Origin of the sequence: Cupriavidus sp. CuC1 (assembly GCF_044627735.1) — a bacterium.
GTDB lineage: Bacteria > Pseudomonadota > Gammaproteobacteria > Burkholderiales > Burkholderiaceae > Cupriavidus > Cupriavidus ulmosensis.
In genome coordinates, this window is sequence record NZ_JBIUHC010000094.1 from 14,505 (window position 1) to 39,766 (window position 25,262).

At 60.0% G+C, this 25,262-nt stretch carries 21 protein-coding genes and 4 pseudogenes; 3 read left to right on the top strand and 22 right to left on the bottom strand.

Annotation, left to right across the window (positions count from 1 at the left end; genetic code table 11):
* The first annotated feature begins 298 nt into the window (after nt 1–298).
* Entirely contained in the window at nt 299–1,069 is a 771-nt protein-coding gene (gene rutR, locus ACGLHR_RS32410; RefSeq protein ID WP_400098884.1) for an HTH-type transcriptional regulator RutR, read from the top strand.
* A 36-nt stretch (nt 1,070–1,105) separates the two neighbouring features.
* Here rutR and rutF read toward each other — a convergent pair whose 3' ends face one another.
* The 6 genes from rutF to rutA are packed head-to-tail and all read right to left on the bottom strand — an operon-like array spanning nt 1,106 to nt 5,416.
* Nucleotides 1,106–1,648, bottom strand: a complete 543-nt coding sequence (gene rutF / locus ACGLHR_RS32415) for an NADH-dependent FMN reductase RutF (protein WP_400098886.1) — start codon at nt 1,646–1,648, stop codon at nt 1,106–1,108.
* 27 nt (nt 1,649–1,675) lie between these two features.
* Entirely contained in the window at nt 1,676–2,266 is a 591-nt protein-coding gene (locus ACGLHR_RS32420; RefSeq protein WP_400098888.1) for a malonic semialdehyde reductase, read from the bottom strand.
* Entirely contained in the window at nt 2,263–3,069 is an 807-nt protein-coding gene (gene rutD, locus ACGLHR_RS32425) for a pyrimidine utilization protein D (RefSeq protein ID WP_318235737.1), read from the bottom strand. The genes ACGLHR_RS32420 and rutD overlap by 4 nt, the downstream gene beginning before the upstream one ends.
* 4 nt (nt 3,070–3,073) lie before the next feature.
* Nucleotides 3,074–3,466 (bottom strand): pyrimidine utilization protein C, encoded by a 393-nt coding sequence (gene rutC, locus ACGLHR_RS32430; RefSeq protein ID WP_400098891.1) that lies wholly within the window; start codon nt 3,464–3,466, stop codon nt 3,074–3,076.
* A gap of 22 nt (nt 3,467–3,488) precedes the next feature.
* Complete coding sequence (rutB, locus tag ACGLHR_RS32435; RefSeq protein ID WP_400098893.1) at nt 3,489–4,286, bottom strand: pyrimidine utilization protein B; 798 nt, start codon at nt 4,284–4,286, stop codon at nt 3,489–3,491.
* 17 nt (nt 4,287–4,303) lie between these two features.
* On the bottom strand, nt 4,304–5,416 hold the full coding sequence (rutA, locus tag ACGLHR_RS32440; protein WP_400098895.1) for a pyrimidine utilization protein A: 1,113 nt from the start codon (nt 5,414–5,416) through the stop codon (nt 4,304–4,306).
* Nucleotides 5,417–6,047: 631 nt separating this feature from the next.
* Between rutA and ACGLHR_RS32445 the strand changes: the two genes are divergently transcribed.
* A complete protein-coding gene (locus tag ACGLHR_RS32445) occupies nt 6,048–7,379 on the top strand; it encodes an IS701 family transposase (RefSeq protein WP_400098897.1) in 1,332 nt (443 codons plus the stop codon).
* A gap of 230 nt (nt 7,380–7,609) precedes the next feature.
* Here the strand turns inward: ACGLHR_RS32445 and ACGLHR_RS32450 are convergent.
* From ACGLHR_RS32450 to ACGLHR_RS32490, 9 genes and pseudogenes are all read right to left on the bottom strand, one after another.
* A pseudogene (locus tag ACGLHR_RS32450) lies at nt 7,610–8,671 on the bottom strand (IS5 family transposase).
* Nucleotides 8,672–9,294: 623 nt separating this feature from the next.
* Entirely contained in the window at nt 9,295–10,011 is a 717-nt protein-coding gene (locus ACGLHR_RS32455) for an ABC transporter ATP-binding protein (RefSeq protein WP_400098899.1), read from the bottom strand.
* Between the two features lie 17 nt (nt 10,012–10,028).
* Entirely contained in the window at nt 10,029–10,805 is a 777-nt protein-coding gene (locus tag ACGLHR_RS32460) for an ABC transporter ATP-binding protein (protein ID WP_400098901.1), read from the bottom strand.
* A gap of 13 nt (nt 10,806–10,818) precedes the next feature.
* Nucleotides 10,819–11,988, bottom strand: a complete 1,170-nt coding sequence (locus tag ACGLHR_RS32465; protein WP_400098903.1) for an ABC transporter ATP-binding protein — start codon at nt 11,986–11,988, stop codon at nt 10,819–10,821.
* 19 nt (nt 11,989–12,007) lie between these two features.
* Nucleotides 12,008–12,943: a branched-chain amino acid ABC transporter permease gene (locus tag ACGLHR_RS32470; protein ID WP_400098905.1), complete on the bottom strand. Its 936-nt coding sequence runs from the start codon at nt 12,941–12,943 to the stop codon at nt 12,008–12,010.
* Between the two features lie 190 nt (nt 12,944–13,133).
* Entirely contained in the window at nt 13,134–14,339 is a 1,206-nt protein-coding gene (locus ACGLHR_RS32475; RefSeq protein WP_400098907.1) for a branched-chain amino acid ABC transporter substrate-binding protein, read from the bottom strand.
* Nucleotides 14,340–14,584: 245 nt separating this feature from the next.
* Nucleotides 14,585–15,685, bottom strand: a complete 1,101-nt coding sequence (gene alr, locus ACGLHR_RS32480) for an alanine racemase (RefSeq protein WP_400098908.1) — start codon at nt 15,683–15,685, stop codon at nt 14,585–14,587.
* A 258-nt stretch (nt 15,686–15,943) separates the two neighbouring features.
* Nucleotides 15,944–17,461: a CoA-acylating methylmalonate-semialdehyde dehydrogenase gene (locus tag ACGLHR_RS32485; RefSeq protein WP_400098910.1), complete on the bottom strand. Its 1,518-nt coding sequence runs from the start codon at nt 17,459–17,461 to the stop codon at nt 15,944–15,946.
* Nucleotides 17,462–17,529: 68 nt separating this feature from the next.
* Nucleotides 17,530–18,888: an aspartate aminotransferase family protein gene (locus ACGLHR_RS32490; protein ID WP_400098912.1), complete on the bottom strand. Its 1,359-nt coding sequence runs from the start codon at nt 18,886–18,888 to the stop codon at nt 17,530–17,532.
* Nucleotides 18,889–19,028: 140 nt separating this feature from the next.
* On the opposite strand from ACGLHR_RS32490, the gene ACGLHR_RS32495 reads away from it, so the two are divergent.
* On the top strand, nt 19,029–19,946 hold the full coding sequence (locus ACGLHR_RS32495) for a LysR family transcriptional regulator (RefSeq protein WP_400098914.1): 918 nt from the start codon (nt 19,029–19,031) through the stop codon (nt 19,944–19,946).
* A 552-nt stretch (nt 19,947–20,498) separates the two neighbouring features.
* Here ACGLHR_RS32495 and ACGLHR_RS32500 read toward each other — a convergent pair.
* The 7 genes and pseudogenes from ACGLHR_RS32500 to ACGLHR_RS32530 form a co-directional block, all read right to left on the bottom strand.
* Complete coding sequence (locus ACGLHR_RS32500; protein WP_400098919.1) at nt 20,499–20,906, bottom strand: aminotransferase class III-fold pyridoxal phosphate-dependent enzyme; 408 nt, start codon at nt 20,904–20,906, stop codon at nt 20,499–20,501.
* A 120-nt stretch (nt 20,907–21,026) separates the two neighbouring features.
* Nucleotides 21,027–21,301, bottom strand: a pseudogene (locus ACGLHR_RS32505) (tripartite tricarboxylate transporter substrate-binding protein); the annotation flags it as partial.
* Between the two features lie 69 nt (nt 21,302–21,370).
* Nucleotides 21,371–21,661 (bottom strand): DUF1330 domain-containing protein, encoded by a 291-nt coding sequence (locus tag ACGLHR_RS32510; protein ID WP_400098921.1) that lies wholly within the window; start codon nt 21,659–21,661, stop codon nt 21,371–21,373.
* Between the two features lie 227 nt (nt 21,662–21,888).
* Entirely contained in the window at nt 21,889–22,824 is a 936-nt protein-coding gene (locus ACGLHR_RS32515) for a LysR family transcriptional regulator (protein WP_400098916.1), read from the bottom strand.
* A 100-nt stretch (nt 22,825–22,924) separates the two neighbouring features.
* Nucleotides 22,925–23,899, bottom strand: a complete 975-nt coding sequence (locus ACGLHR_RS32520) for a quinone oxidoreductase family protein (protein WP_400098917.1) — start codon at nt 23,897–23,899, stop codon at nt 22,925–22,927.
* Nucleotides 23,900–24,729: 830 nt separating this feature from the next.
* Nucleotides 24,730–24,892: pseudogene (locus tag ACGLHR_RS32525) on the bottom strand (ProQ/FINO family protein); the annotation flags it as partial.
* 214 nt (nt 24,893–25,106) lie between these two features.
* A pseudogene (locus ACGLHR_RS32530) lies at nt 25,107–25,262 on the bottom strand (integrase); the annotation flags it as partial.

Below are 25,262 nucleotides of genomic sequence, written 5' to 3' on the forward strand. Positions count from 1 at the left end.
AGGCACGCGACGCCAGCGGATACGCAACGTCCGTGCCAAGTTGGACCATTTGGACAAATTCCTATGGGTGCCGTGTGTGAGCGTCATGAGAGCGGCATAGCGCGGCATCCAGACGCGCCCCATCGGTGCATTTTCGAGAGCCACAACATATGAGGCACCACGGTGGTCATTTCGACTGAGTCGTGGTGGTGCGCCCGATGCCACGTCCTGTGGCATGCTTTCCGGGTTGTCACACCGCGCACGGTTCGTGCATGGTGTGCTTCAATACACCATTAGCAACGCCAGGGAATAGCAGTACATGCCACCAGAGACCAAGAAGGACAAGGCCATCGCGCAGCGCAAGACGGCGCGTAAGACAGCGCGAAAAACCACAACATCGGTAGTGGCGAAGGCCGCAGCCAAGAGCTCCGTGTCCGGCGTGCGCCAGGCGGCGGCGGGTAGCCGGCGGTGGCGGCAGATCGAGGACAAGCGCGCTGCCATCCTCGGTGCGGCGCTGGGGCTGTTCTCACGCTTCGGGCTGCATGGCACCTCGCTCGACCAGGTCGCGGCGCGCGCCGACGTGTCCAAGAGCAACCTGCTGTATTACTTCGCCAACAAGGAGGACCTCTACGTCTCGGTGCTGCGCGACTTGCTAGCTTTGTGGCTGGAGCCGCTGCGCAGTTTCAGTGTCGAGCAGGACCCGCGCGAGGCTATCGCCGACTACATCCGGCGCAAGCTCGTGATCTCGCGCGACCAGCCCGATGCCTCACGCCTGTTCTGCCTGGAGATGGTCCAGGGTGCGCCGCTGATGCGTGACGAACTGGCGCGCGAGTTGCGCGACCAGGTGGAGCGCAAAGCCGAGGTGATCAGTGCTTGGGTCGCCGCCGGCCGTCTGGCGCCGGTGGAGCCGCACCACTTGGTATTCGCGCTATGGGCCACCACCCAGCACTACGCCGACTTCGCGGTGCAGGTGCAGGCCATCACCGGGCGCACGCTGGAAGACCCGGCATTCTTCGAGCAGACGGTGGAGAACGTGCAGCGGATCGTGCTGGAGGGCATCGCGGTACGTGCGCAGGCGTCGCTGCCCTGATGCAGCATCCGTCCCGCGATGCATTGCCGCGGATATTCAGTGCGCATTCGAGCGCAAGTCGTGGTACTGGCGCCCGAAGTACATGAGACCGTGCGCGTCGGTGTGCGCGGTGAGGGCGATGACCTCACAGAACAGTACCTCGTGCGTGCCCACGCTGGTGCTCCGCACCACGCGGCAGTCGAACGACACTGCCGCGCCCTCGAACACCGGCGCCCCCGTCAGCTTGCGGCCCCATCGGCCAGCCGCGAAGCGCTCGTGCATCGGTGTCTTGCCGCCGAACAGGCTGGAGAGTGCCTGCTGGCCGGCGCCGAGCGCGTTCACGCAGAGCACGCCGTTGGCCAGGAAGGCGGGGTACACAGAGGCCGCGCGGTTAAGGCAAACCAGCAGCGTGGGCGGATCGTCGGTGACGCTGCAGACGGCCGAGGCGGTGAAGCCCGCGCGTCCACCGGGACCATCGGTGGTAATGATGTTGACTGCCGCGCCCAGGCGCGCCATCGCGTCGCGGTAGTCGCTCTTGGGTAGCGCGGACGATGGCGCTATCGCTGTGGACGTGGCCTCAGGGGTAGTGGTATTCAGCATGGTTAGGCTCCGGTGAAGGGGGGCGCATCAGGCCAGCGCGCAGGCGTCGGTAAAGTCGAGCCGCGGCAGGCGCCCGAACACCTTCGAGGCGTCGCCATGGCCGAGGTTGATCAGGAAATTGGCGGTCCATGTGGTACCGCCGAAGAACTCGGCATTCACTTTCGCTTGGTCAAAGCCCGACATCGGCCCCGCGTCGAGTCCCAGCGCGCGGGCCGCCAGGATCAGGTAGGCCGCTTGCAGCGTGCCGTTGCGAAAGGCCGTCTCGTGCGCCGCCGCGGGGCTGCCGGTGAACCAGCTCTTTGCATCCGCATGCGGGAACAAGACAGGCAGCTTGTCGTAGAAGGCCGTGTCCCAGGCCGAGATCACGGTCACGGGCGCGCTCAGGGTCTTCTCCAGGTTGCCCTTGGACAACGCGGGCGCCAGGCGCTGCTTGCCCTCGGGCGTGCGCACGAAGATGAAACGCCCGGGCGAGCAGTTGGCCGAGGTGGGGCCCATGCGCGCAAGCATGTAGATTTGCTGCAACAGCGCGTCGCTCACGGGCTCCGCGGTCCAGCCGTTGTGGCTGCGGGCTTCGGAGAACAGCGTTCCCAGCGCGATATCGTCCAGGTGGGTACTCATGCGGCAATCTCATTGCGGGTTGTGACGCCGGCCAGAAAGCTCAGCAAGCTGCGGTTGAAGGGTTCGGCCTCGGTGACACTGTGCGCATGGCCGCCATGCGGCACGCAGTCCAGCGTGGCGTTTGGCAGGCCGTCGGCCAGGCGCCGGGAGCAAGTCCAGGGCACCAGTGTGTCGTCGGCGGCAGCCGCCACCAGTGTAGGCACGGCAATCTCGGACAAGCGGGCATCTACGTCGAAGGCACGCAGGGCGCCGATGCGCGCGCGCATGGTGGCTTCGCCCGGGAAGTGGGAGAAGGCATGCTCCACCTCGGCCTGCACGCGCTCCGCGTGCGCGGCGCACCAGGCGGCGGGGTACAAGAAGATGGGTTGCGCTTCCACGTAGGCGCGCGGACCGCAGGCCCCCAGCAGCGCCAGCCGCGCGTCGAAACAGCGCGCCGAATGCGGATTGGGTTTCGACCAGGCGTTGACCAGGATAAGGCTTGCGATCCGGTCCGGCGCATCCAGCGCTAGTTGCAGGCCCACCAAGCCCCCCAGTGCATGGCCGGCGAGATGGCAGCGTGCGGTGCCAGTGGCATCCAGGATCTCGGCCACGTCCTGCGCCATGTGGGTGATGGTGTAGGGCAGGGGTAGCGTGCCGGGGCTACGGCCCGTGCCGTGCTGGTCGTAGGCGATCACGCGGTAGCCCGCTTCCACCAGCGCCGGGATCTGCGGCTGCCAGAAGCCGGCAGAGCCGCCCAGGCCGGAGGAGAGGAGCACTGTCTCGCAGGCGTCTACCGGGCCGTGCAGATCGTAGGTCAAGGTCATCGCGTCAGGCCCCCTTGCCTACGTGGGCAATGGAGGCGATCTCCACCAGCGCGTCGGGTTTCACCAGCCCGCATTGGATGCAGTAGCGTGCGGGCTTGGTGCCAGGGAAGAACTCGGCATAGACTGCGTTGATCTTGGCGTAATCGGCCCAGTCCTTGAGCATGATCATGTTGAATGTCACGTCGTCCATCGTGCCCCCGGCGGCCTCCACCACGCCCTTGATGATGGTGAGTACGTGGCGCGTCTGCGCGGCGGCGTCGCCCACGTGGACCACGTTGTTGTCCTTGTCGAAGGGCAACGTGCCCGAGACGTAGAGCACGCCGTCGGCGAGCGTGCCGGGAACGAAGGGAGCGATGGGGGTGCCGGTACCCGGCGGGATGATGGCTTGCATGGGCATGGTGTGCTCCTCTTTTTGAAGATCAGGCGATGGCCGGCTCGGCCGGCACGAGTTGTGTGGGTTGTACGGCGGCTTCGGGTGCCACAGTGCGGCAGAAGTCGTCCACGTTGGAGACCCAACCGAAGAAGGTCTCGATGTTGTAGATCGCCGCCTTCTGGATATAGTCCGGACCGGCCTGGTGCGTGGCGTCCTCCAGTACCACGCCGAAGTACTCCAGGTGAAAGCCGTCGCGCAACGTGGATTCGACGCACACGTTGGTCGCGATGCCGGTGAAGACCAGGTTGCGGATACCACGTGAGCGCAGCGTGCTGTCTAGCATGCAGTTGAAGAAGCCGCTGTAGCGCGTCTTGGGCACTACGATGTCGCCAGGGTGTGGCACCAGTGCATCGACCAGCGCGTAGTCCCAGCCGCCCTTTGCGAGGAACTTGCCCTGCAATTCGGGCTTGCTACGCATCGTCTTGAGCGCGTTGGACTTGTACCAGTTTGGCGAACCGGGCCCGCCAGCTTCCACGTAGTTCGCATCCCAGCCGTTCTGCAGGAACACGACCAGGATCCCTGCGGCACGCGCCGCGGCGATGGCGCGCGCGATGTTGGCTGTAGCGGCCTGCGCACCCGAGATGTCGAAGCCAGCCAGATCCAGGTAGCCCTGGGCCGAGGCATAGGCGTTCTGCATATCGACGACTATCAGGGCGGTGTTGGCAGCGAGCAAGGCCACAGGCTCGGGGCGTGCCGGCAGCACCATCGGCGCGGGGGTGCCGGGCGCACCGGGCGCACCGACGGGCGTGGACGAGGTGAGGGTGGTGTTCTTCGGCGTCGTCATGGCGATCCTCCTTGCCGTCATGCGGCCTGGCGCTTGGACTGAACCAGCGAGGGGACGGGGCTGTCCACGTGGGCGCGGCTCTTCATCAGGGGCTGGACGCGCTCGCCGAAGGCCTGCACGCCTTCCACAAAATGGTCGAAGGTCAGCAACACGCCTTCGGTGCCCGGCACCTCGGCGACTTCGTCGAGCATGCGGGCGACGTTCTCGTAGGAGCCCACCAGCGTGCCCATGTTGATATTGACGGCCGAGGTCGGGTCGGCCATCTGGCGCACATTGGTGTCGGCGCCGGATTTGGTGTCGACTGCGCCCTGCTGCCCAAGCCAGGCAATTGCCTCGTGGTCGGCACCGGCCTTGTAGTGCTCCCACTTGGCCCGGGCGGCCTCGTCGGTCTCGTCTGCGATCACCATCATCAGGACATAGGAAGTCACTTGGCGGCCCGTCTTCCTCGTGGCCTCGATCAGCTTCTCCGCTGCCGGAGCGAAGGCCCTGGGCGTGTTGACGCCTTTGCCGAAGCAGAAATTGTAGTCGGCGTACCTGGCTGAGAAATCCATGCCTGCGTCGCTCTGGCCGGCACAGATCACCTTCATATCCGCCTGCGGCGTAGGGCTCACGCGGCAGTCCTCCATGGCGAAATGCTCGCCCTTGAAATCGGATTTGCCGGTGGCCCAGAGATCGCGAAGCACCTGCACATACTCCGAGAGGTATTGGTAGCGAGTGCCGAAGAACTGGTCGCCCGGCCACATGCCCATCTGCGAATACTCCGGCCGCTGCCAGCCGGTCACCAGGTTCACACCAAAGCGCCCGCCCGAAATCGAGTCGATGGTGGCGGCCATGCGCGCTACGATGGCAGGGGGCATGGTGAGCGTGGCGGCGGTAGCGAAGAGCTTGATCTTGGAGGTGACCGCGGCCAAGCCTGCCATCAGCGTGAAAGACTCCAGGTTGTGGTCCCAAAATTCGGTTTTGCCCCCGAAGCCGCGCAGCTTGATCATGGAGAGCGCGAAGTCCAGGCCATAGTGCTCGGCCGTCTGTGTGATCCGCTTGTTGAGCTCGAACGTGGGCTTGTACTGCGGAGCGTTCTCCGAGATGAGCCAGCCATTGTTGCCGATGGGAATGAAGACGCCGACGTTCATGTTTTCCTCATTTGGTCAAAGGGCCCTGATCCGCGTCATGCCGTTGCATCCGTGCCAGGGTAGTCCGTACTAGCATGCATCATGCCATATGCAAAATAGCATTATTAATCAATGACTTGAGTGTTAGTATTGGATTTTATTTGACCAAATGGTCCAAATTGGATCATTTGGTTTTCATCTGGCTCACGGCAATGGTGCGCGCATGCGCCGAGACAGTGCCATGCCGGCCACGGGTGTGCGCCTTGTTTAGGTGGTGCTTTTCCAGTGGGTGCAAGTCCAAACAAGAGCAGGAAGCACAGCGCGCAACGATGGTGGCTGCAGTGGTGACCGCGGCAGTTCGACGGGGAGCAATGGATTCCAGTTGTCGAGCGCACGCATGCGGTGCCGTGCCGTCGTCACAGATCAGTTCGGCTTCGGTGCAGTAGCGGGTTGAGATAACGCACGCACTCCACGATGGGCTTGCAGTTGGTACGCCCGCATCGCATCGGCCCGCGCAACGTGTCCCGTCAGATCCATGCGCGCGGCACCTTCCAGCAGGCCGGTCCAGTAGCGGGTGCGCGGCACTAGCTAGTCTTACTGTGTCATAAAAAATAGTGCATTATATGTGCTTCTTCATTCAAGGTGGAAGTGCATGAGTACAAGCGACCGATTTGCGGAGTACATGAACTACTTGGCTGAGGGATTGGGGCATGCAGATCGCCGGGCCGGCTTGGAGAGCTATTGCACTGGCCTGATGCTGCCGCTGTCGCGCAAGAGCGTCGAACCGATGGCGGCACGGGTTGACCCACTGCATGCCAGTGCCCGGCATCAGTCTCTGCACCACTTCGTCTCTAAATCCGATTGGTCGGATGCGGCATTGATGGGGCGCGTCCGGGAATGGGTGCAGCCTTTGCTGCAAGCTCAAAGCGGTCGTTATTGGATCATTGACGACACGGGCTTTCCGAAGAAGGGCAAACATTCAGTGGGTGTGGCGCGCCAATATTGCGGCCAGCTTGGCAAACAGGACAACTGCCAGGTGGCAGTCAGCCTGTCACTGGCTACAGAGCAAGGCAGCCTTCCGATTGCTTATCAGCTTTATCTCCCCAAGGAATGGGCCGACGATGCGACTCGCCGCCAGAAGGCCGGCGTGCCAGACGATATCGCGTTTGCCACCAAGCCGGAGATTGCCTTGGCGCAAGTACGGGAGGCGATCGCAGCCGGCGTGCCTGTCGGAGTCGTGCTGGCCGACGCTGCGTATGGCGATGAAACCGGCTTTCGCGAAACCCTGACCGAGCTGGGTCTGCTTTACGCGGTCGGGATTCGCTCCACGACGACAGTGTGGCCGCGGGGCGTCTCGCCACTGCCGGCCAAACCGGCAAGCGGTCCGGGCAGGCCACCGAAGTTGCTGCGTCGCGCACCGGGCCATGAGCCGGTTTCCGTGAAGACCCTGGCGATGACTTTACCCTCGAGTGCTTACCAAGTGGTGGCTTGGCGGGAAGGCACCAATATGGCCCTTTCATCGCGATTTGCGGCCGTGCGGGTTCGCCCGGCGCATAGGGACTATTGGCGCAGCACCTTGCGTGACGAAGAGTGGTTGCTGGTCGAGTGGCCGGAGGGCGAAACGGAGCCAACCAAATACTTCTTGTCCACAGCACCAGCCGATGCGCTGATAGAGCAACTGATATTCGTGACCAAAATGCGTTGGCGTATTGAGCGCGATTACCAAGACTTGAAGCAAGAGCTCGGCCTTGGTCATTACGAAGGGCGAGGCTGGCGCGGATTCCACCATCACGCGACGCTGAGCATCGCAGCCTATGGCTTCCTGATGGCCGAACGACTCACTGCCGACAAGTCAGAAGGCAGTAAAAAAAACTTCTTCGAACGCCAAGTCCCTGCGCTTCCCGCGGATTACATCCCCCGTGGCAGCCCTGCGCGCGCAGCGACACGTGGCGAATTCGATCACGACACTCCGTCATCACCTTAGCTTCCACCTGATGCGCAGCCTTGGGCTTTGCCCATGCTGCGCATCAATCGATGGTCGATTCAATTTATGACACAGTAGAACTAGCAGGCTGCTGAAGTACTCACCGCACAAAAGGCGAAGCTTCTTCCTACAAGGCTGAAGGCTCGCCATTTTTCACAATCCGGGAATCTGGCGTCACTTCATCGATTTTTTCGGTGATTTGACGCCCATTTCCAGCCTCATTTCCGCGATTACTGCGACTGCGGACGGATTTGTCCCAGGGAACGCATACGTACGAGGTTGTAGGCGGCCATGCTCAGCACGAACATCTGGTCGACCTTCTTCCGTCCGCGCAACATCACCTGGCGCATGCGCCCAACGGTCTTGGCCCATCCAAAACCTTGTTCAATCAGCTTGCGCTTCTGCTGCGAGATGGCATAACCCTCGCTGCGTGCGATGGCATCAGGGACGGCCGAGCGCCGCCCCGAGGTGTTTTGTGCGACATGCGGCGTCACCTTCATCTCCAGGCAAGCCTGAATGAACTCCTCCGCGTCGTAGCCCTTGTCCGCGCCCACGGTGACTTCCACATCGAGATCCTAAGCCACCTGCCTGGCATCGTTTAGCATGACCTTCGCGGCCTCGCGCTCGGCGTATCGGTCAGCATTGGTCACCATGGCGCTGACCACCAGGCCGTGGCGATTGTCGCTCAGCGTATGGCCCATGTAGCGCAACTCACTGGCGGTCTTGCCTTTGCGATAGAGCCTGGCATCGGGATCGGTCTTGGACTCGTGCGTCTCGTTACCGCGCTTGCGCCCCTTGAAGTTAGCGCCGTCGTTATCGTCATTGTCGCCGCCGTCTTTGGGCACGAAGCTCTTGTGGCCTGCCCACGCCTGAATCAGCGTGCCGTCCACGCTGAAGTGTTCGCCCGACAGCCAGTCCTTCTTCTGCGCGATGGCCAACACTTCATTGAAGAACTCGATTACCGCGTCGTGCTTGATCAGCCGTTCGCGGTTCTTGCTGAACACGGTGGGCACCCAGACCACATCATCCATGGCCAAACCAATGAACCAGCGAAACAGCAGGTTGTACTGCGTCTGCTCCATGAGCTGACGCTCTGACCGGACGCTGTAGAGCACCTGCAGCAGCATGGCCCGCAGCAACTTCTCCGGCGCGATGCTGGGCCGGCCGCCCTTGATATCGGCTTCATACATCTGCGCGAACAACCGGTCCATCTTCGCTAGCGCCTGATTGGCCATGGTGCGGATCGAGCGCAGCGGATGGGACTTCGGCACGAAATCATCCAGCCGCCGCATAGTGAACAAGCTCTCCGTGAAGGTGTCTGCGCCGCGCCTGAAATCTTGGGTTGAATGGACTCCTCAGATCAACGCCTCAGCCAGTCCCCGCGCTGACGTCCGCTAGAGGTATTTCAGCGGCCTGCTAAAGTCCGACATTCCGGAATCGGCGGTTGTCGATAACATATTTCTTTCAGTCTCTGCTCGTATGAATAACCGGACAGAGAATGGCCCCAGTTACTCCCGCCCGAGCGCTGGCGTAGCATCCACGGGACTCGCGATCGCAAACTCACCCAGGCCCTTCTCTCGAGTCTTGACCCAATACAGCAGCACTTTGCGCTGAATCCGTATCAGCGACGAGCTTCGTTCCATCACAAACACCTCGCTGGAAGATTCGCTGCCTAGTACGAACTCCCGGAAGTCGCCCAGAATCCGTCAACTTCTTCCTGAGCGGTGATCGCGGCGCCTGCTACAACCTCACAACCAAGCGTTGTCAGCGCCGCGAGGGGATACACCACCGCCTTACAAGGAAAAACGCTAAGCGACTGCGATCCCGAACAAGCGCGGTTGAGCTGAACTGCTGCCGACGACGAGGAACAAGGCGAGGCCTTCATTGTCGCCACGAAAGCCTCGCACGGACCAGATTACTCGCCCAAATACGCCGCGCGCACCTTGGGGTCGTCTAGCATTTTCCTGGCGTCGCCGCTCATGGTGATCAGGCCGGACTCCATCACGTAGCCGCGGTGGGCCGCCTGCAGCGCCAAGCGCGCGTTCTGTTCGACCAGCAGCACGGTCACGCCCTGCGCCGAGATGTCGCGCACGACCTCGAAGATCTTCTCGACCATGATCGGCGACAGGCCCATCGACGGCTCGTCCAGCAGCAGCACCTTGGGCTGGCTCATCAGCGCGCGCGCCATCGCCAGCATCTGCTGCTCGCCGCCGGACATGGTGCCGGCGAGCTGGCTGGCCCGCTCCTTCAGGCGCGGGAAGATGCCGAACATGCGCTCGACGTCGGCCTTGATGCCGGCCTCGTCGTTGCGCGTGTAGGCGCCCATCATCAGGTTCTCGGTGATGGTCATGCGCGCAAAGACGCCACGCCCTTCCGGCACCATCGCCAGGCCCTGTTTGAGCAGCGTGTAGCTGGGCACGCCCTTGATCGACTTGCCCATGTACTCCACGTCCCCGCCGGCCCAGCCCTGCAGGCCCGTGATAGCCTTCATGGTGGTGCTCTTGCCGGCGCCGTTGGCGCCGATCAGCGTCACCAGCTCGCCATCCCGGATTTCCAGGTCGATGCCCTTGACGGCCTGGATGCCGCCGTAGGCTACCTTCAGGCCCGAGATCTTCAGTACGATGTGTTTCATTGCTTGTCCTCCCACCATCAGTGCGCCGATGCGCCGAGGTATGCCTCGATCACGGCGGGGTTGCTTTGCACTTCCTGCGGCAGGCCCCGGGCGATGACCTTCCCGTAGTCGAGTACGGAAATCTGATTACATAGGCCCATCATGAGCTTCACATCGTGCTCGATCAGCAGGATGGTCTTGCCATCGTTCTTGATCTTCTCAAGTAGGCCGCGCAGTTCCACCTTCTCGGTCGCGTTCATGCCCGCGGCCGGCTCGTCCAGCGCCAGCAGCTTGGGCTCGGTCGCCAGCGCACGGGCGATCTCCAGCCGGCGCTGGTGGCCGTACGACAGGTTGCGCGAAGTGAAATTGGCGTACTTGCCGATGCCGACATAGTCGAGCAGGTCGTGCGCCATGTCCTCGATGCCCTCTTCCTCGCGGCGCACCGAAGGCGGCCGGAAGATCGCCCCCAACAGACTGGCCTTGGAGCGCACGTGGCGCCCGACCATCACGTTCTCGAGCGCGGTCATGTCGCCGAACAGGCGGATGTTTTGGAACGTGCGCGCGATGCCTGCCTTGGCTACCTCGTGCACCGCGGTCGGCTGGTAGGCCTTGCCGCCAAGCACGAAGTCGCCCGAATCCGGCGTGTACAGGCCGGTGATGACGTTGAAGAAGGTGGTCTTGCCGGCGCCGTTGGGGCCGATCAGGCCATAGATCTCGCCCGGCTTGATCTGCAGGCCCACCTCGGACAGCGCCTGCAGGCCGCCGAATCGCTTGTTGACCCCCTGTACCGACAGGAGGAGATTGTTGTCGCTCATATTGTCTTCCTAGTCAGAATCGGCCCACGCTGTCCGCACGGCGGACCACCGGGCGGTCTTCCTTGCGCGGCGACGGCCAGATACCTGCCGGGCGATACAGCATGACGCCAACCAGGGCCAGGCCAAACATCAGCTGGCGCAGCACTTCGGCATCCACGATCACGTGGCCGAACAGGCCTGTCTGGATCGGCTCGGCCACCACGCGCAGCAATTCCTGGAAGCCCACCAGCAGGATGCCGCCCAGGATCACGCCCGGGATATGGCCCATGCCGCCCAGCACCACGATGGCCAGCACGTAGATCGATTCCCACAGCGAGAACGATTCCGGCGACACGAAGCCCTGGAACGCGCCGAACACCGCGCCCGAGGCGCCACCGAACGACGCGCCCATGGCAAAGGCCAGCAGCTTGATGTTGCGGGTGTTGATGCCCATGGCCTTAGCGGCGATCTCGTCTTCACGGATGGCCACGAAGGCGCGGCCGATGCGCGAGTTCTGCAGGCGCAGGCACACGAACACGACCACGATGACCAGGAACACCAGCAGGTAGTAGTACATGAACACCGGCGAGAACTTGAGCCCGAGGATCTCGTGCGTCTTCGAGAAGTCAAAGCCGAGGATATGGACCGGGTCCACCGCGGTGATGCCCTTGGGGCCGTTGGTGATGTTCAGCGGACGGTCCAGGTTGTTCATGAAGATGCGGATAATCTCGCCGAAGCCCAGCGTCACGATCGCGAGGTATTCGCCCCGCAGCTTGAGCGTCGGCGCGCCCAGCAGCACGCCGAAGGTGGCGGCCACCAGGATCGCGAGCGGCAATACCCACCACATCGACAGGTGCAGCCCGTTGGGGAACAACTGGTGGATCCACTCGAACTGGTTCGCCAGGTGTGGCGAGCCAAACAGCGCCATCAGGTAGGCGCCCACCGCGTAGAACGCGATGTAGCCCAGGTCAAGCAAGCCGGCAAAGCCCACCACGATGTTCAGGCCCAGCGCCAGCATGATGTACAGCAGCGCAAAGTCCAGCACGCGGACCCAGTAGCTACCGCCCAGGGTCTGGACAATGAACGGTGCGCAAAGGGCGATCACAAGGAAGCTAAGCAGTACCGCCGTGGCCTTGGCCGGCGTCTTGGCCGAGGCCTTTGTCAGTAGCGCCGCTTGCGCCGGGGATTGAATTGGGGAATTCATCGAGTCAGTCTCCTTGGGCTCAGGCGCGTTCGGCAACCCGCTCGCCCATGATGCCGGCCGGCCGGAACACCAATACGACGATCAGGACAATGAACGCAAACACGTCCTGGTAGTTCGAGCCGAATACGCCATTGGTCAGGTCGCCGATATAGCCGGCGCCGAGCGCTTCGATCAGGCCCAACAGCATGCCGCCGACCATGGCGCCGGCCAGGTTGCCGATGCCGCCAAGCACCGCGGCGGTAAACGCCTTCAGGCCGGGGATAAAGCCCATGTAGAAGTGGGCATTGCCGTAGTTGGTGGCCATCATCACGCCGGCCAGCGCCGCCAGCGTGGCGCCGATCATGAAGGTGGCGACGATGACGAAGTTGGGATTCACACCCATCAGCCCGGCCACCTTTTGGTTCTCTGCGGTGGCACGCATGGCGCGGCCGAGCTTGGTGCGATTGACCAGCGCGAGCAGGCCAGCCATCACCATCACAGCCATGCCGATGATGACCATCTCCTTGCCCGTGATGGTGGCGCCGGTCGAGCCGATGTCGATTGGGTCCGACGGCAGCAGTTGCGGGAAGGTCAGTGGGTTGCGCGACCAGATCAGCATGCCCATCGTCTGCAAAATGATGGAGACGCCGATCGCGGTGATCAGTGGCGCCAGCCGTGGCGCGTTGCGCAAGGGGCGGTACGCGATCCGCTCAATCGAATAAGCAAGCATTGCGCAGACGGGCATGGCGAGCAGCGTGGCGATCACTAGCGTCAGCCATTCGGGCAGGCCGGGGGCGAACTTTTGCAGACCAAGAATCGCTGACAGGGCTGTCAGCGCGCCGATCATCAGGACATCGCCGTGGGCGAAGTTGATGATCCCCAGGATGCCGTAGACCATGGTGTAGCCCAGTGCGATCAGCGCATAGATGCTGCCGAGCACCAGACCGTTCACAATCTGCTGGACAAGAATATCCATGAAAGCTCCTTGCTTTCGTACAAAGTCCATCGGCCTGTTGTGGATGCTGCCGGGGGACGTTGCTATGTGGTGGCGTGGAAGTGAATCTATGGAGATAGGCAGTCTGCGTACATCTGCCGTATGGCAAGGTTGAACAAACGGCACAGCGGCAATTCTCGCGGTGCCGTTTGGATGGCGGGTAAGCCGGGAATTACATCTTCACGACGTCAAGAACAACTTTCTTCTTATCCTTGTACTCGTACAACGTGATGGTGCCTTCCTTCATGTCGCCCTTGTTATCGAATGCGATATTGCCGATCAGCCCCTTGTAGTCGGTCTTTGGCATCGCGGCCAGGATCGCGGCTGACTCCGTCGAGTTGGCGCGCTTCATGGCGTCAACGATCACCATGACCGCGTCATAAGTGAACGGTGCATAGATCTGCACCGGTGCATTGAAGCGAGTCTGATAGCGCTTCGCGAACTCCGCGCCATGTTCCATTTTCGACAGAGCCAGACCTGCTTCCGAACAGACGATGTTAGATACACCATCGCCAGCCAACTCAACCATCTTGTCGGTACACAGCCCGTCACCGCCAACAATCTTGGCGCTGATCCCAAGCTCCTTCGCTTGCTTAGCGAATGGGCCGCCGGTAGCATCCATGCCGCCGTACATGATGACGTCTGGCTTCTTGCCTTTGATCTTGGTCAGAATGGCCTTAAAGTCCGTGGCCTTGTCGTTAGTAGCCTCACGCGCCACCACGTTCACGCCGGAATGCTTGACAGTCTTCTCGAACTCGTCTGCCAATCCCTTGCCGAAAGCGGTAGCATCATCTACGATGGCTACGGTCTTTGCGTGCAGGCTTTTGAGGGCAAAGTTAGCCAGCGCTGGGCCTTGCTGGGCGTCGGTAGCCACCACGCGGAAGGTGGTCTTGAAGCCTTGCTTGGTGTAGTCGGGGTTGGTCGACGACGGCGAGATCTGCACAATGCCAGCGTCGCTATAGATCTTGGCGGTCGGAATTGACACGCCCGAGTTCAGGTGGCCGACCACGGCTACGATCTTCTTGTCCACCAGCCTCTGCGCCACGGCAGTGCCAGTCTTCGGGTCGCCCGCATCGTCTTCGCTGAGCAGCTCAAGGCTGATCTTCTTGCCGTTGATTTCGAGGCCTGCTTTGTTGACCTCTTCAAGGGCCAGGCGAGCGCCGTTCTCGTTGTCCTTGCCAAGGTGAGCAAGACCACCGGTGAGGGGGGCCGCATGTCCAATCCTTACTACGATTTCGCCACCGCCCGCTGCAGACACTGCCGTCGCGGCAGGTCCCGCTTGTACCGAGGCAGCCGGCTGATCTTCCTTCTTGCCGCAGGCGGTGACTAGTGCCACCACAACTGCGATCGGCATGATCTTAGAAAGCGTGATTTCCATGTCCAGTCTCCTATGATTTGTATGTCTTTTGCAGCGCAATTTCAAAACTTTAGCCACGCCGGACTCTTCGAGTCGCAGTTTATCTATAATAAAATATGATCTAGATTACAACAATTCAACTCCCGATGAATTCGTCCCCTCAGTGGAAATTAAATAACAATGGCTTTATGGCGAAACTTATTTGAGATTTATTATTTTTTATGTGAACGACTTTTGTCATTGTCTTTATATATACAGTCCCGCTACTAATTTTCCACGTTAACCGTAACTCGCGAAGCTAAAGCGCACATTAGCTCATAACCAATCGTACCGGCCGCGGCAGCAACATCGTCTATTGGTACGTTCTTTCCCCATAACTCCACAGGAGAGCCTATCTCTGCGCCATAGCAATCTGTCAGATCTACCGTAAGCATATCCATGGATACGCGCCCAACAGTACGTGTCGCGTAGCCCCCGACGCATACGGGCGCATAGTGATTTGCATGCGAGGAAGCCATTCGAGGATATCCGTCTGCATATCCGCAAGCGACAATACCGATTCGCTGCGCATGCGTCGCAGTATAGGTCGACCCGTATCCCACAGATTGCCCAGGCTTTACCTTTTGTACCGCGATGATTTTACTTTGCAGTGTCATCGCGGGCTGCAGACCGAAACAACTCACGTCCTTCCAATCCCCACTCGGCGAGCCACCATAGAGCATAATTCCGGCACGTACCCATTCACGATGGGTTTCGCTGTGCCACAGAATGCCTGCCGAGTTAGCAGCGGATACCGGTCCATGCAGATCTCCGATCGCGCGAATGAAGACAAGCAGCGGATTCTTAACTCCTTTATCATCGTCGGCATCGGCGAAATGGGTCGCGTGTGTTATTGACCGCACTGCCGAGACGGCTCTAAGCCTAGCCCGGGCGGATCGATAGGCATCCGGCGTGAAACCAAGTCGATTCATGCCTGTGTTCATCTTCAGAACCACGTCGACCGACCCGGGTTTCAACTGTCCGCTCCGTGCACCTACCTCAAGCATGCGCAGTTGGTCGGGACAATGAATGACTGTGGTTAGGTTGAGCGCATCCAGGACGGGGATATCCGAATCGTCGAAGAATCCTTCGAGGAGAAGAATGGGCTTCCTCCATCCTAGTGCGCGCAGATGCTCTGCCTCATTCAGATCGATCACGGCAACGCCATCTGCGTTCGCAAGCGCCGGATAGACACGGGAGATCCCGTGACCATAAGTATTTGCTTTAACGACTGCCCACACTTTCGACTCGTGAGCAACTTCCGCTGCAATGGAAAGATTCTTCTCCAGCGAAGATAGGTGAATGGTCGCGGATATAGGCCGTGGCATGTCAGATACAAATCAATGTGAGCTTTATTGGAAATGATTTCCAGCAGCTAAACATATATCCGCGATTTTCATGCGAAATCTCTTCAGCTACCTGTAATCTTACTCAAATTCTAAAAGCTAAGATCTTGTTATCGTCTTCAACACGATCCATGGTTAGGTAGCGCCGATCTAGATCCAAAGGCGATCGGAAACTCTGTATTGACCTCCCACTCACAAACGCCTTGCTAGCCGTAGTGAATACGGGAGGTCGACCGCGATTTATCGATTGGTCGGGAAACTGAAGACCGCGCCCTCACGCACCCCGGCCGAGGGCCAACGCTGCGTGATAGTCTTGCGCTTCGTGTAGAAGCGCACCGAGTCAGGGCCGTAGGCATGCAGATCACCGAACAATGACCGCTTCCAACCCCCAAAGGAGTGGTATGCCACCGGAACGGGTAGCGGCACGTTGATCCCTACCATACCCACCTGGATGTTGTCACTGAAGAACCGAGCAGCCTCGCCGTCACGCGTAAAGAGACACGTTCCATTGCCATACTCGTGAGCGTCGATCATTGCCATGGCTTCCGTCAGCGTCTTGGCGCGGATCACACCAAGTACAGGGCCAAAGATCTCTTCTTGATAGATCGACATACCGGGCTTAACGTCGTCGAAAAGGCACGCACCGAGGTAGTAGCCGCCTTCGTGGCCATCAACCTTGACACCGCGGCCGTCGACCACCAGTTTGGCCCCCGCGGCCACGCCGGCATCGACGAACGCCTTTACTTTCTCGAAATGCGGCTTTGTCACTAGCGGCCCCATGTCATTGCGGTCGTCGTTTCCGGGGCCCACCTTCATTTTCGCGATGCCTTCCTTCAGGCCAGCCACCACAGCGTCTGCAGCCTCATCGCCAATTGCAACAACGAGGGGAATCGCCATACAGCGCTCGCCGCAAGAGCCGTATGCCGCGCCCATCAAAGCGCTGACAGCATTGTTGATATCTGCATCGGGCATCACCACTGCAAAGTTCTTTGCGCCGCCGAGAGCTTGAACGCGCTTCCCATGAGAGCAACCCGTCGCGTAAATGTACTCAGCGATGGATGTCGATCCAACGAAGCTCACCGCTTTCACGCGAGAATCACTAAGCAGCGTGTCTACGGCTTCCTTATCGCCGTTGACCACATTGAGGACGCCTGGTGGGAGCCCGGCCTCCAGCGCAAGCTCCGCCAAGAAGAGCGTTGACGACGGAGTGCGCTCGGATGGTTTCAACACGAACGTGTTGCCGCACACTACGGCCATCGGCCACATCCACAAGGAAACCATCACCGGAAAATTGAAGGGGGTAATCCCCGCTGCAACGCCGAGTGCCTGGAATTCACTCCAAGAGTCGATTGCAGGCCCGACATTCTTGCTGTGCTCACCCTTTAACAGTTGCGGTGCATAGGATGCGAACTCTACGTTTTCGATGCCTCGGGTTAGCTCGCCCATGGCATCCGCTGTGACCTTGCCGTGTTCCGCAGTGATTAGAGCGCAGATCTTTTCCGCGTTTGCCTCCAGCAGACTCTTGAGCTTGCTCATCACGCGAGCGCGTTTGAGGGGAGGAGTATTTCTCCAAGCAGGAAAAGCAGCCTGCGCCGAGGCGATAGCCTGTTCGACCGTGGTCGCGCTGGCGAGAGAAACGCGCTTGTTCGAAAGGCCAGTGGCAGGATCAAACACGGGCTGTGTGCGCTCATTGTCGGCGACGTGCTTCCCGTCAATGAAGTGGCCGAGGATCTGGGTGTTGCTACGATCATGTTCCATCAAAGCTCTCTTAAAGTAAGTGTGGCATTCCCGTCGGGATTGCCCGATCTGGTGAAGCAGGAGTCAGTTCAGTCTGCCGTTTCGGCCAGGGCGTCCCCAATCGCATTGATTAGGCGATCGATTTCGGCTACTTCTGTGATGAAGGGCGGTGCGAGCTGGATCGTGTCGCCGCCATAGCGAATATAGAAGCCTTTTTTCCAGCATGCCATTGCGACTTCGTACGGTCGGCGCGCGGGCTCACCGTGCTTCGGCGCCAACGTAATTCCTGCTGCCAAACCATAATTTCGGATATCCACTACTCCGCTTGCGCCTTTGAGGCTGTGAACTGCATTTTCGAAGTACGGCGCGATGTTTCGCACGCGTCCGATCATGTCTTCCTTCACGAGTACATCCAGTGCTGCGATGCCCGCGGCACAAGCAACCGGGTGAGCTGAGTAGGTGTATCCATGCGGAAACTCAACAAGGTAGTCCGGGCCTCCGGCTGCCATGAGCGTGTCGTAGATTTCCTGCTTAGCAATCAACGCGCCGAGTGGCTGCGTGCCATTTGTGACTTGCTTCGCAATATTCATAATGTCCGGAACCACACCGAATGCGTCTGCGCCGGTGATAGCGCCAGCGCGGCCAAAACCCGTGACGACCTCATCGAAGATCAGCAGAATGTTATGGGCAGTGCAAATATCGCGCAGTCTTTGGAGATAACCTTGCGGCGGAACAATCACGCCTGCAGAGCCCGCGAACGGCTCGACGATGACTGCGGCAATGTTCGACGCATCGTGCAGAGCAATAAGATCAAGAAGACGGTCTGCGAGCTCCACGCCAGATCCAGGCATGCCCTGGGAGAAGGTGTTCGCCGCGAGCATGGTGTGCGGCAAATGGTCCGCCTCCACTGCTTGGCCGAAGACCTTACGGTTGCCACCGATGCCACCCACGGAGATGCCTCCGAAGTTCACGCCGTGATAGCCTTTTTCGCGACCAATTAAGCGGGTCTTGGTAGCCTGACCCTTGGCCCGCCAATAGGCCCGCGCCATCTTGAGCGAGGTGTCCGCCGCTTCCGAACCGGAGTTGGTAAAGAAGACATAGTCAAGCCCGGCAGGCGTCAAGGCTTTGATCTTGTTTGCCAACTCAAAGGACGAGGGATGCCCAAACTGAAAACTGGGCGAGTAGTCTAGCTTGGCTACTTGCCGGCTTACCGCTTCGACGATTTCGGGCCGACCGTGGCCAAGGCCACAACACCAGAGGCCAGACAAGCTATCGAAGACCTTCCTGCCATCCGCATCCGTGTAGTACGCTCCCTTGCCCTCGACAATGATGCGGGGGTCTGCTTTGAAGCTACGGTTGGCAGTGAATGGCATCCAGTGAGCCTCGAGGCTCGCCGCGTCGGTGCTAAGGTGCCGGGTAGTCTTCGATTCGGCGGTAAGTGTGGACATATTCTTCTCCGTGAGTCAGGCGGTCGTGTTGGATGTGTTTGCCTATTCTTGTTTATAGCGCTAGCCTTTGGAATGATGAAAAATCAATCCTCACTTAGCACTTTATGAATGTAAGCGGCGACCCGAAGTTACGTGCTCAGATGGGCCAGTTGAGCGACATGGATTTGCGTCTACTGAAGGTCTTCAAGACCGTCGTGGACTGCGGTGGTATGACGGCAGCAGAGCGGGAGCTGAACATTGGGGGCTCGACCGTAAGTCGGCACATCAAGGACCTGGAGACGCGCCTCGGCCTGGTGCTCTGTCGGCGTGGTCGATCGGGGTTCGCCCTGACCGCAGAAGGACAGAGGGTTTACGATGAGGTTTTGCGGTTGCTAGCGTCAGTCGATTCGTTTCGAAACAGCATCGACGACATCCACCTTCGGATGGGCGGTAGCCTTGAAGTCGCTATGTTTGACAAGCTAGTGACCAATCCTGATGCTCGCGTTGCCACTGCCATTGCGCGTTTTTCCGACCTTGCACCTGACGTAGCGCTTAGCATCCATGTTGCCTCGACTAACCCCACCGAGCGAGGCATACTCGACGGCACCTTTCATGTTGGCATCGTCCCGAGCTACCGTAGTTCCAAGAGCCTGAGCTATACAGAGCTCTTTGGCGAGACGATGCTTCTGTTTTGCGGAGAGAACCACCCGCTCTACGGCGCGGATCACCGCCCGCTAACCTGGCAGAATCTGCAGTCCTATGCGTTTGCTGGGCTAGGCTTCGTTTCCCCTAATATGGAGATTAGCCACAGAGCCCGGCTTTCGCGAAGGGCGACAGCCTTCGATCAGGAGGCTATCGCCCTGCTGATCTTGTCGGGACGTTATCTGGGGTTCCTACCAAACCACTATGCGGCTGAGTTTGTGACGCGCGGCACGATGCAACCAATTGCACCAAATCGCTTTAAGTATGCGGTTAAATACTCGAGTGTCCTGCGTCTCTCGCCTCAGCCATCTCGCGCGGCACTACTTTTCCAGGAATGCCTGGTATCCGCGCACGCCTCGAAGCCACTATCGCCTTGAGGCGAAAATGGGACGAAGCCACACTCAGCAAAGTGAATTCGGAGTCCCCCGTTGTTACGCACCCAGAATGTGACAAGTGGGCCCATCGCACGTACCTGGCTGTGGACAGCCGAGTTTATTCTCTGAACGAGTTGGGCATCCACATCCAAATAGACTAGTTCAGCTCTTCCGTTAGCCACCATCTCATTGCGGCTGTGTGGTGCTTGTCACCGAGCGCCCTTCCACTGCCCTTGCTGCGCGCTTAGCTCTAAGGCACGGGCTTCATCGGCCGCGCGCGGCACACCTCCACTGCTGCCTCAGGTGCATTTGTAATCTGCACCGGATGCAATTGCTTACAGTGGCTCCGCACGTTGCCTACCTTCTGCACCGATTCCTAAGGCTTGCTGAAGTCCCGACGCAGATGCGCGCCGTCTCTAGGCGATGGCAAAAAAAGAAGGGGGCCACTTGTAAGCCGTGAGGTGACGCGTAGATACGCGTCACCAACTCCGTGATTGGCACCACCAGCATATTTCTGGCCGCCCACCGCAGGGACTCCAATGAGCTCACCGCTGTCTAGTCCGGAAGTATCACGCCCACTGCCTCTGTCACCGTGTCCACAATTCGATCGATTGTCGCCTCCTCGCTCACCAACGCCGGGCCAAGGTAAACCGTGTCGCCGCGACCGCGCGTGACCACGCCGCGCTGGCGCGCCTGCGCCAGCACCTGCGGGCCGAGCTTGCGGGACGGGTCGAACGCCTGCTTGGTGGCACGGTCCTCCACCAGTTCCACTGCTGCCATTAGGCCGAGACCGCGGATGTCTCCCACGTTCGGGTGGTTGCCCAGCGCTCCGCGCAGGCCGCGCAACAGCCGCTCGCCCAGCACCTCCGCGCGCGCTACAAGTCCTTCGCGTTGGACAATGTCCAACGTAGCCAGCGCAACCGCGCAGGCCACCGGGTGGCCGCTGTATGTGTATGCGTGCATCCACGGGTCCACGCCCGGGCGGTCGAACGGCGCGCACGAAGCGGCCGGCCTTTCGTGTCCGCGGCTTGCCTGAACCAACGACCGGAAATGCCAGCAAGCCCCTCCGCATTTCCGCCTGCGCTGCGGCAGCGCGGGCGGCCGCTGCGCGCGACAACACTGCCACCGGCTTGATCTTGCGGCACTTGATCAGCGGCAGGCTGGCGACCACGGTGTCCACCGCGACCTGGACCTGGCCCTGGCCGCTGCCAGTGCGGTCAAGCTCTGTGCGCTGCCGTTAAACGGCACGTGAACCATGCGAGTGCCGGTGGCCGACTTGAGCATCTCGCCACCGAAATGAAACGAGGATCGGCGCCGAAGGAATCGTAGGAGAACTTGTCAGGGGAGGTCACAGCCCTTCTTTGAAACACATTCTGGCACTTTAAGCACTCGAGGAATGGCATCGTCACGCTCCTTGCGCCCTCTATTCAACCCCCCTCAACAATTCGGAAGTCGCGTTCCACTGCCGTGCCAAGCGCTTGCAGTGCTGCCTGATAGGCATCGCTATGAAAGGTAGCAACCGCTTGGCTCACGCTATCAAACTCGATGACAACGGTTCGCTCGGCGATACCCGCACCATGAACAAGTGCGGGCAGCCCACGCGCGAGGATCCGTCCACCGCCGGCATGAATGGCGGGTGTTGCTTGGCTCGCGTATGCCGCCAATGCTTCCGGATTAGAAATTCTTCGATACGAGTTGATCCAATATCCCTTTGCCATATTCGATTCCTTTTTGGTAGAGGTATCCACCTTGTGGTTAATAAATTCTGGATTGAGACGTCCCAAGCTATCGAACGGTAGGCTTCGGAAAGCCATGGCACCACATCTGACGGCGCGCCTCCCGACGTTGACTCAGCAATTGGTAGGCCTGTGGTGAACGCGATGTCGCCCTCGCACTAAAAGAGGTGCATCCGACAGTCGCTACCTCCACAAGGTGCATTTCTTATCTACGTCGGTCTCGCATCCGTATTCCAAGGCGCACCGCAATCGAATTTTTTCTCAATCCATTCCTTGAACGCCGTCGTCTTTGCTGGGGTGAACTTCGCGGAAGGTCGGATTAGATAAACGCCGCCCCGTTCGTCGAGATCCCAGTCCGGCAGAACACGGACTAGTGTGCCCTCGGCTATGTCTCGGCTCATTAGCCAGTCGCCAGCTCCTATGATTCCCAGGCCATATCGTGCAGCAGCCAGAAGGGTTTCGCTGTCGTTAGCGATCAACGTCCCGCGTGTAACGACAGTTTCCTTGCGCTCGCCTTTTGACAATCGCCATTCGGGATAGGACGCAAGGCCAGTAAAACCGAGGCAATTGTGCAATCCAAGATCACGAGGATTCTTTGGTGCACCATGTTTTTGTATATACCCAGGGGAGGCACACAGAATTCGACGATGGTCGCTCAGCTTCTTCGCAATCAGCCTACTGTCGGCAAGTTCACCAACCCGAATCGCCGCATCAAAGCCCTCGGCGATGATGTCGACAAAGCGTTCACTGTAAGCTGCCTCGATGGAGAGCAGCGGGTGAGCGGAAAGAAACTCCGGCAGCATTGGACCCAGCCACAGCCGCCCCAATGCCGCAGGAAGTGCCAGTCGAAGGACCCCCCGAATCTCGGCAGCGCCCAGAGACGCCTCTTGTTCAGCCTCAGTGATTAGCCCTGTGGCGGAACGCAAGCGGTCCACGAGGCGCGCCCCCGCATCAGTCAATCTCACCTGACGGGTAGTGCGCTCGAGAAGTCGGACGCCCAGCCGTCGTTCCAACGCGGCAAGCCGCTTTGATATCACAGTCGGATGACGTTGCAGTATCCGACCAGCAGCCACGAAGGACCTCTCCTCCGCAACGGCGAGCAATGCTGCAATCTCCTCGATATGACGACTATCTAGTTGGCTCATATTGAGTGGCTCACGCTTCAGTGTGCAAGCCGGATGCGGGAGCCTGGCTAGCGTTCATCTCGCTAGCCAGGAACTCAGCGCTCTCTTATCTAATGAGCAATCACGGCTTAAGGATGACGGCGCCGACAGACTTGCCTGCCTCGATGTCAGAGTGGGCCTTGACCACGTCATTCAGCTCGTATCGGCCCCAGATCTTGGGTGCAATGATACCCGCCGCTACCGCAGCCAGCACATCGTCAGCACGTTCGCGATACTCAGCGATGTCTGCCGTGTGAGCACCGAGTGACGGGCGGGTCAAGAACAGGGAGCCCTTTGCATTGAGCGTACCAACTTCGACCGCCGAAGGAGTACCTGAGGAGGCACCGAACGACACCAGGAGGCCGCGTGGCCGCAAGCAATCCAGAGACGCTTCGAACGAGACACGTCCGATCGGATCGTAGACGACATCTGCCTTCTTACCCTTGGTGATCTCGGCCACTTCTGCTGCCAGTGTGCTGGCATTGAAAACAAGAACTGCATCGCAGCCGAGGTCTTCTGCAACGGCAATGCTCTCCGCATTTGCCACGACGCCGATCACGAAAGCGCCCAGATGCTTCGCCCAAGGCACCATGAGCTGCCCAAGCGCGCCGGCAGCGCCATAGAGAACCATCGTGGTACCTGGACCAACGGGATAGGTAGTCTTGAGCAGATACTGGGCGGTGACACCTTTGAAAAGCACAGCCGCAGCATCATCGGCCGTCATCCCTTCAGGGATGTGAACCAGCCTGTTTGCAGGAAAAAGACGCCCGCTCGCATACGCTCCAAGCGGGCCGGTCGCGTAGGCAACCTTATCACCGACTTTCACATTATCCACGCCTGCCCCAACAGTAGCCACGCGCCCGGCACCTTCGAGGCCCAAGCCCGCTGGGAGGGGTACTGGCACGGCACCATTCCGCTGCGTCACGTCGAGGTAGTTGACCCCGATTGCTTCCTGTTCCAGCCACACTTCTCCCGGACCAGGCTCGCGCTCGTTCGTCGCTTCGAGTTTCAGGACGTCAGGTCCGCCTGCCTCGCTAAATCGCACTACGGAAACCATGAAATGCTCCTATGCTATTGGCGCGCGCAGCCAGCCTGCGCGCTGTGCATTGATTATGGGCGCTCATTTTTTTTCGAACAATGCAATCCAATTGCACTACATTGCTGCACACTGTGCATCAATATATTCACCCTGTCCTGGGGGCCGGCGGCAGGCGGCCCTCCTAATAGATGAGCGGTCACCGCTCGACTAATTATTGCCCGGTTTAGATGCAACTGATGCATCACATGCAACACATCGCTCGATGTTCCGGCGAACTGAAGCCGTTCCCGAGCGCCCAAGTTAGGTCCCTGGTCCCTGAAAGAGGCGTCATCGACTACTCCGCCCTACTTTCGCGCCCCCACTTCAACGCTACCTCGAACGCATTCCCGGGAAATGCACGCCTCATCGGGTCTGTACTCAGTCCGCGCGCCGGCGTTTGTGGTGGCCGACGCGTGTGATGCGCATCGCTGGGTGCGAGACGGCCGTTGGCGGCGGAGGAGCCGGCACTCGAGTGTCTATCGTGAGGCTCCAGCCCGCGGCTGCTTCTGGCCGAACTTGGGCATCGGTAGGCCAAAAAACGTTGGATATGCGGAATCCGTTGCGACCCGATTAGCAGGCCCCCCAAAGAACATCGGGACGCCCCGAGGGTTCGATGGTTCGATTGGACGGCCATGTCCCCAACTCTTGCGAAGCCGAATGCGAGCGGTGGCAACCACGCCCGCCATCGGCGTTCAGTAAGCTCCTAAAGGTCCGGATTGCGTCGCGCAATACCGGCTCCGTCAGGGTAGGTTTCAGAGGAGCTATTGATTGTTTGACGGTGGCGCGTGGTTCGCTGCTCGGATGCCTCCGAGTTCCCGCGCGTGCAAGATGAGATCCTCGAAGAGGCCGATCTTGAGCGACACCTTTGGTGCGGGATTCTTTGGAAAGGGTTTTTGGAAAGCGCTGTTGCAGCTTCACGATGGCCTGCAGCACCGGATCGACGGGCTTAATGGGCCTAGCCGGGCTGGCTGAAACTGGGGTGCACGTCGCGTCCTCGCCCGTGGCGTTTTAGCTACTTTTGCCAGTTGTTCCTTGAGTGCCGCCAGTTGTTCGAAGCCCATCGTGCCCAGACATTAGAAACAGAAGCCTCGTGCATGGCAATCCGTCATGATTCGCGTTGCCGCCCGCGCCGCGGCGTGGCACGGGCCAAACCAGGGCCAAACCAGGGCCAAGGCGAGTGCCCCTGTCACACTTCGCGCTTCCACCCGATCCGGTGACGTTCCTGCGTAGCTTCGTGCCGCGCATCGTCCTCGGTATGCAGGTAGGCGCTGGTGGTCGAGATGGACGCATGCCCGAAATTGTCCCGCACAAAGCGCAGGTCCACCTGCTGGTCCGTCATATG

What these genes read in the sequence shown, in the direction of transcription:
- ACGLHR_RS32500 (WP_400098919.1), bottom strand. Translation starts at nt 20,906, where the DNA reads ATGCACGCATACACATACAGCGGCCACCCGGTGGCCTGCGCGGTTGCG.
- ACGLHR_RS32490 (WP_400098912.1), bottom strand. Translation starts at nt 18,888, where the DNA reads ATGTCCACACTTACCGCCGAATCGAAGACTACCCGGCACCTTAGCACC.
- rutF (WP_400098886.1), bottom strand. Translation starts at nt 1,648, where the DNA reads ATGCTGAATACCACTACCCCTGAGGCCACGTCCACAGCGATAGCGCCA.
- rutR (WP_400098884.1), top strand. Translation starts at nt 299, where the DNA reads ATGCCACCAGAGACCAAGAAGGACAAGGCCATCGCGCAGCGCAAGACG.
- ACGLHR_RS32495 (WP_400098914.1), top strand. Translation starts at nt 19,029, where the DNA reads ATGGGCCAGTTGAGCGACATGGATTTGCGTCTACTGAAGGTCTTCAAG.
- ACGLHR_RS32475 (WP_400098907.1), bottom strand. Translation starts at nt 14,339, where the DNA reads ATGGAAATCACGCTTTCTAAGATCATGCCGATCGCAGTTGTGGTGGCA.
- ACGLHR_RS32520 (WP_400098917.1), bottom strand. Translation starts at nt 23,899, where the DNA reads ATGGTTTCCGTAGTGCGATTTAGCGAGGCAGGCGGACCTGACGTCCTG.
- ACGLHR_RS32485 (WP_400098910.1), bottom strand. Translation starts at nt 17,461, where the DNA reads ATGGAACATGATCGTAGCAACACCCAGATCCTCGGCCACTTCATTGAC.
- ACGLHR_RS32445 (WP_400098897.1), top strand. Translation starts at nt 6,048, where the DNA reads ATGAGTACAAGCGACCGATTTGCGGAGTACATGAACTACTTGGCTGAG.
- alr (WP_400098908.1), bottom strand. Translation starts at nt 15,685, where the DNA reads ATGCCACGGCCTATATCCGCGACCATTCACCTATCTTCGCTGGAGAAG.
- ACGLHR_RS32470 (WP_400098905.1), bottom strand. Translation starts at nt 12,943, where the DNA reads ATGGATATTCTTGTCCAGCAGATTGTGAACGGTCTGGTGCTCGGCAGC.
- rutB (WP_400098893.1), bottom strand. Translation starts at nt 4,286, where the DNA reads ATGACGACGCCGAAGAACACCACCCTCACCTCGTCCACGCCCGTCGGT.
- ACGLHR_RS32460 (WP_400098901.1), bottom strand. Translation starts at nt 10,805, where the DNA reads ATGAGCGACAACAATCTCCTCCTGTCGGTACAGGGGGTCAACAAGCGA.
- ACGLHR_RS32510 (WP_400098921.1), bottom strand. Translation starts at nt 21,661, where the DNA reads ATGGCAAAGGGATATTGGATCAACTCGTATCGAAGAATTTCTAATCCG.
- ACGLHR_RS32455 (WP_400098899.1), bottom strand. Translation starts at nt 10,011, where the DNA reads ATGAAACACATCGTACTGAAGATCTCGGGCCTGAAGGTAGCCTACGGC.
- rutA (WP_400098895.1), bottom strand. Translation starts at nt 5,416, where the DNA reads ATGAACGTCGGCGTCTTCATTCCCATCGGCAACAATGGCTGGCTCATC.
- ACGLHR_RS32515 (WP_400098916.1), bottom strand. Translation starts at nt 22,824, where the DNA reads ATGAGCCAACTAGATAGTCGTCATATCGAGGAGATTGCAGCATTGCTC.
- rutC (WP_400098891.1), bottom strand. Translation starts at nt 3,466, where the DNA reads ATGCCCATGCAAGCCATCATCCCGCCGGGTACCGGCACCCCCATCGCT.
- ACGLHR_RS32465 (WP_400098903.1), bottom strand. Translation starts at nt 11,988, where the DNA reads ATGAATTCCCCAATTCAATCCCCGGCGCAAGCGGCGCTACTGACAAAG.
- ACGLHR_RS32420 (WP_400098888.1), bottom strand. Translation starts at nt 2,266, where the DNA reads ATGAGTACCCACCTGGACGATATCGCGCTGGGAACGCTGTTCTCCGAA.
- rutD (WP_318235737.1), bottom strand. Translation starts at nt 3,069, where the DNA reads ATGACCTTGACCTACGATCTGCACGGCCCGGTAGACGCCTGCGAGACA.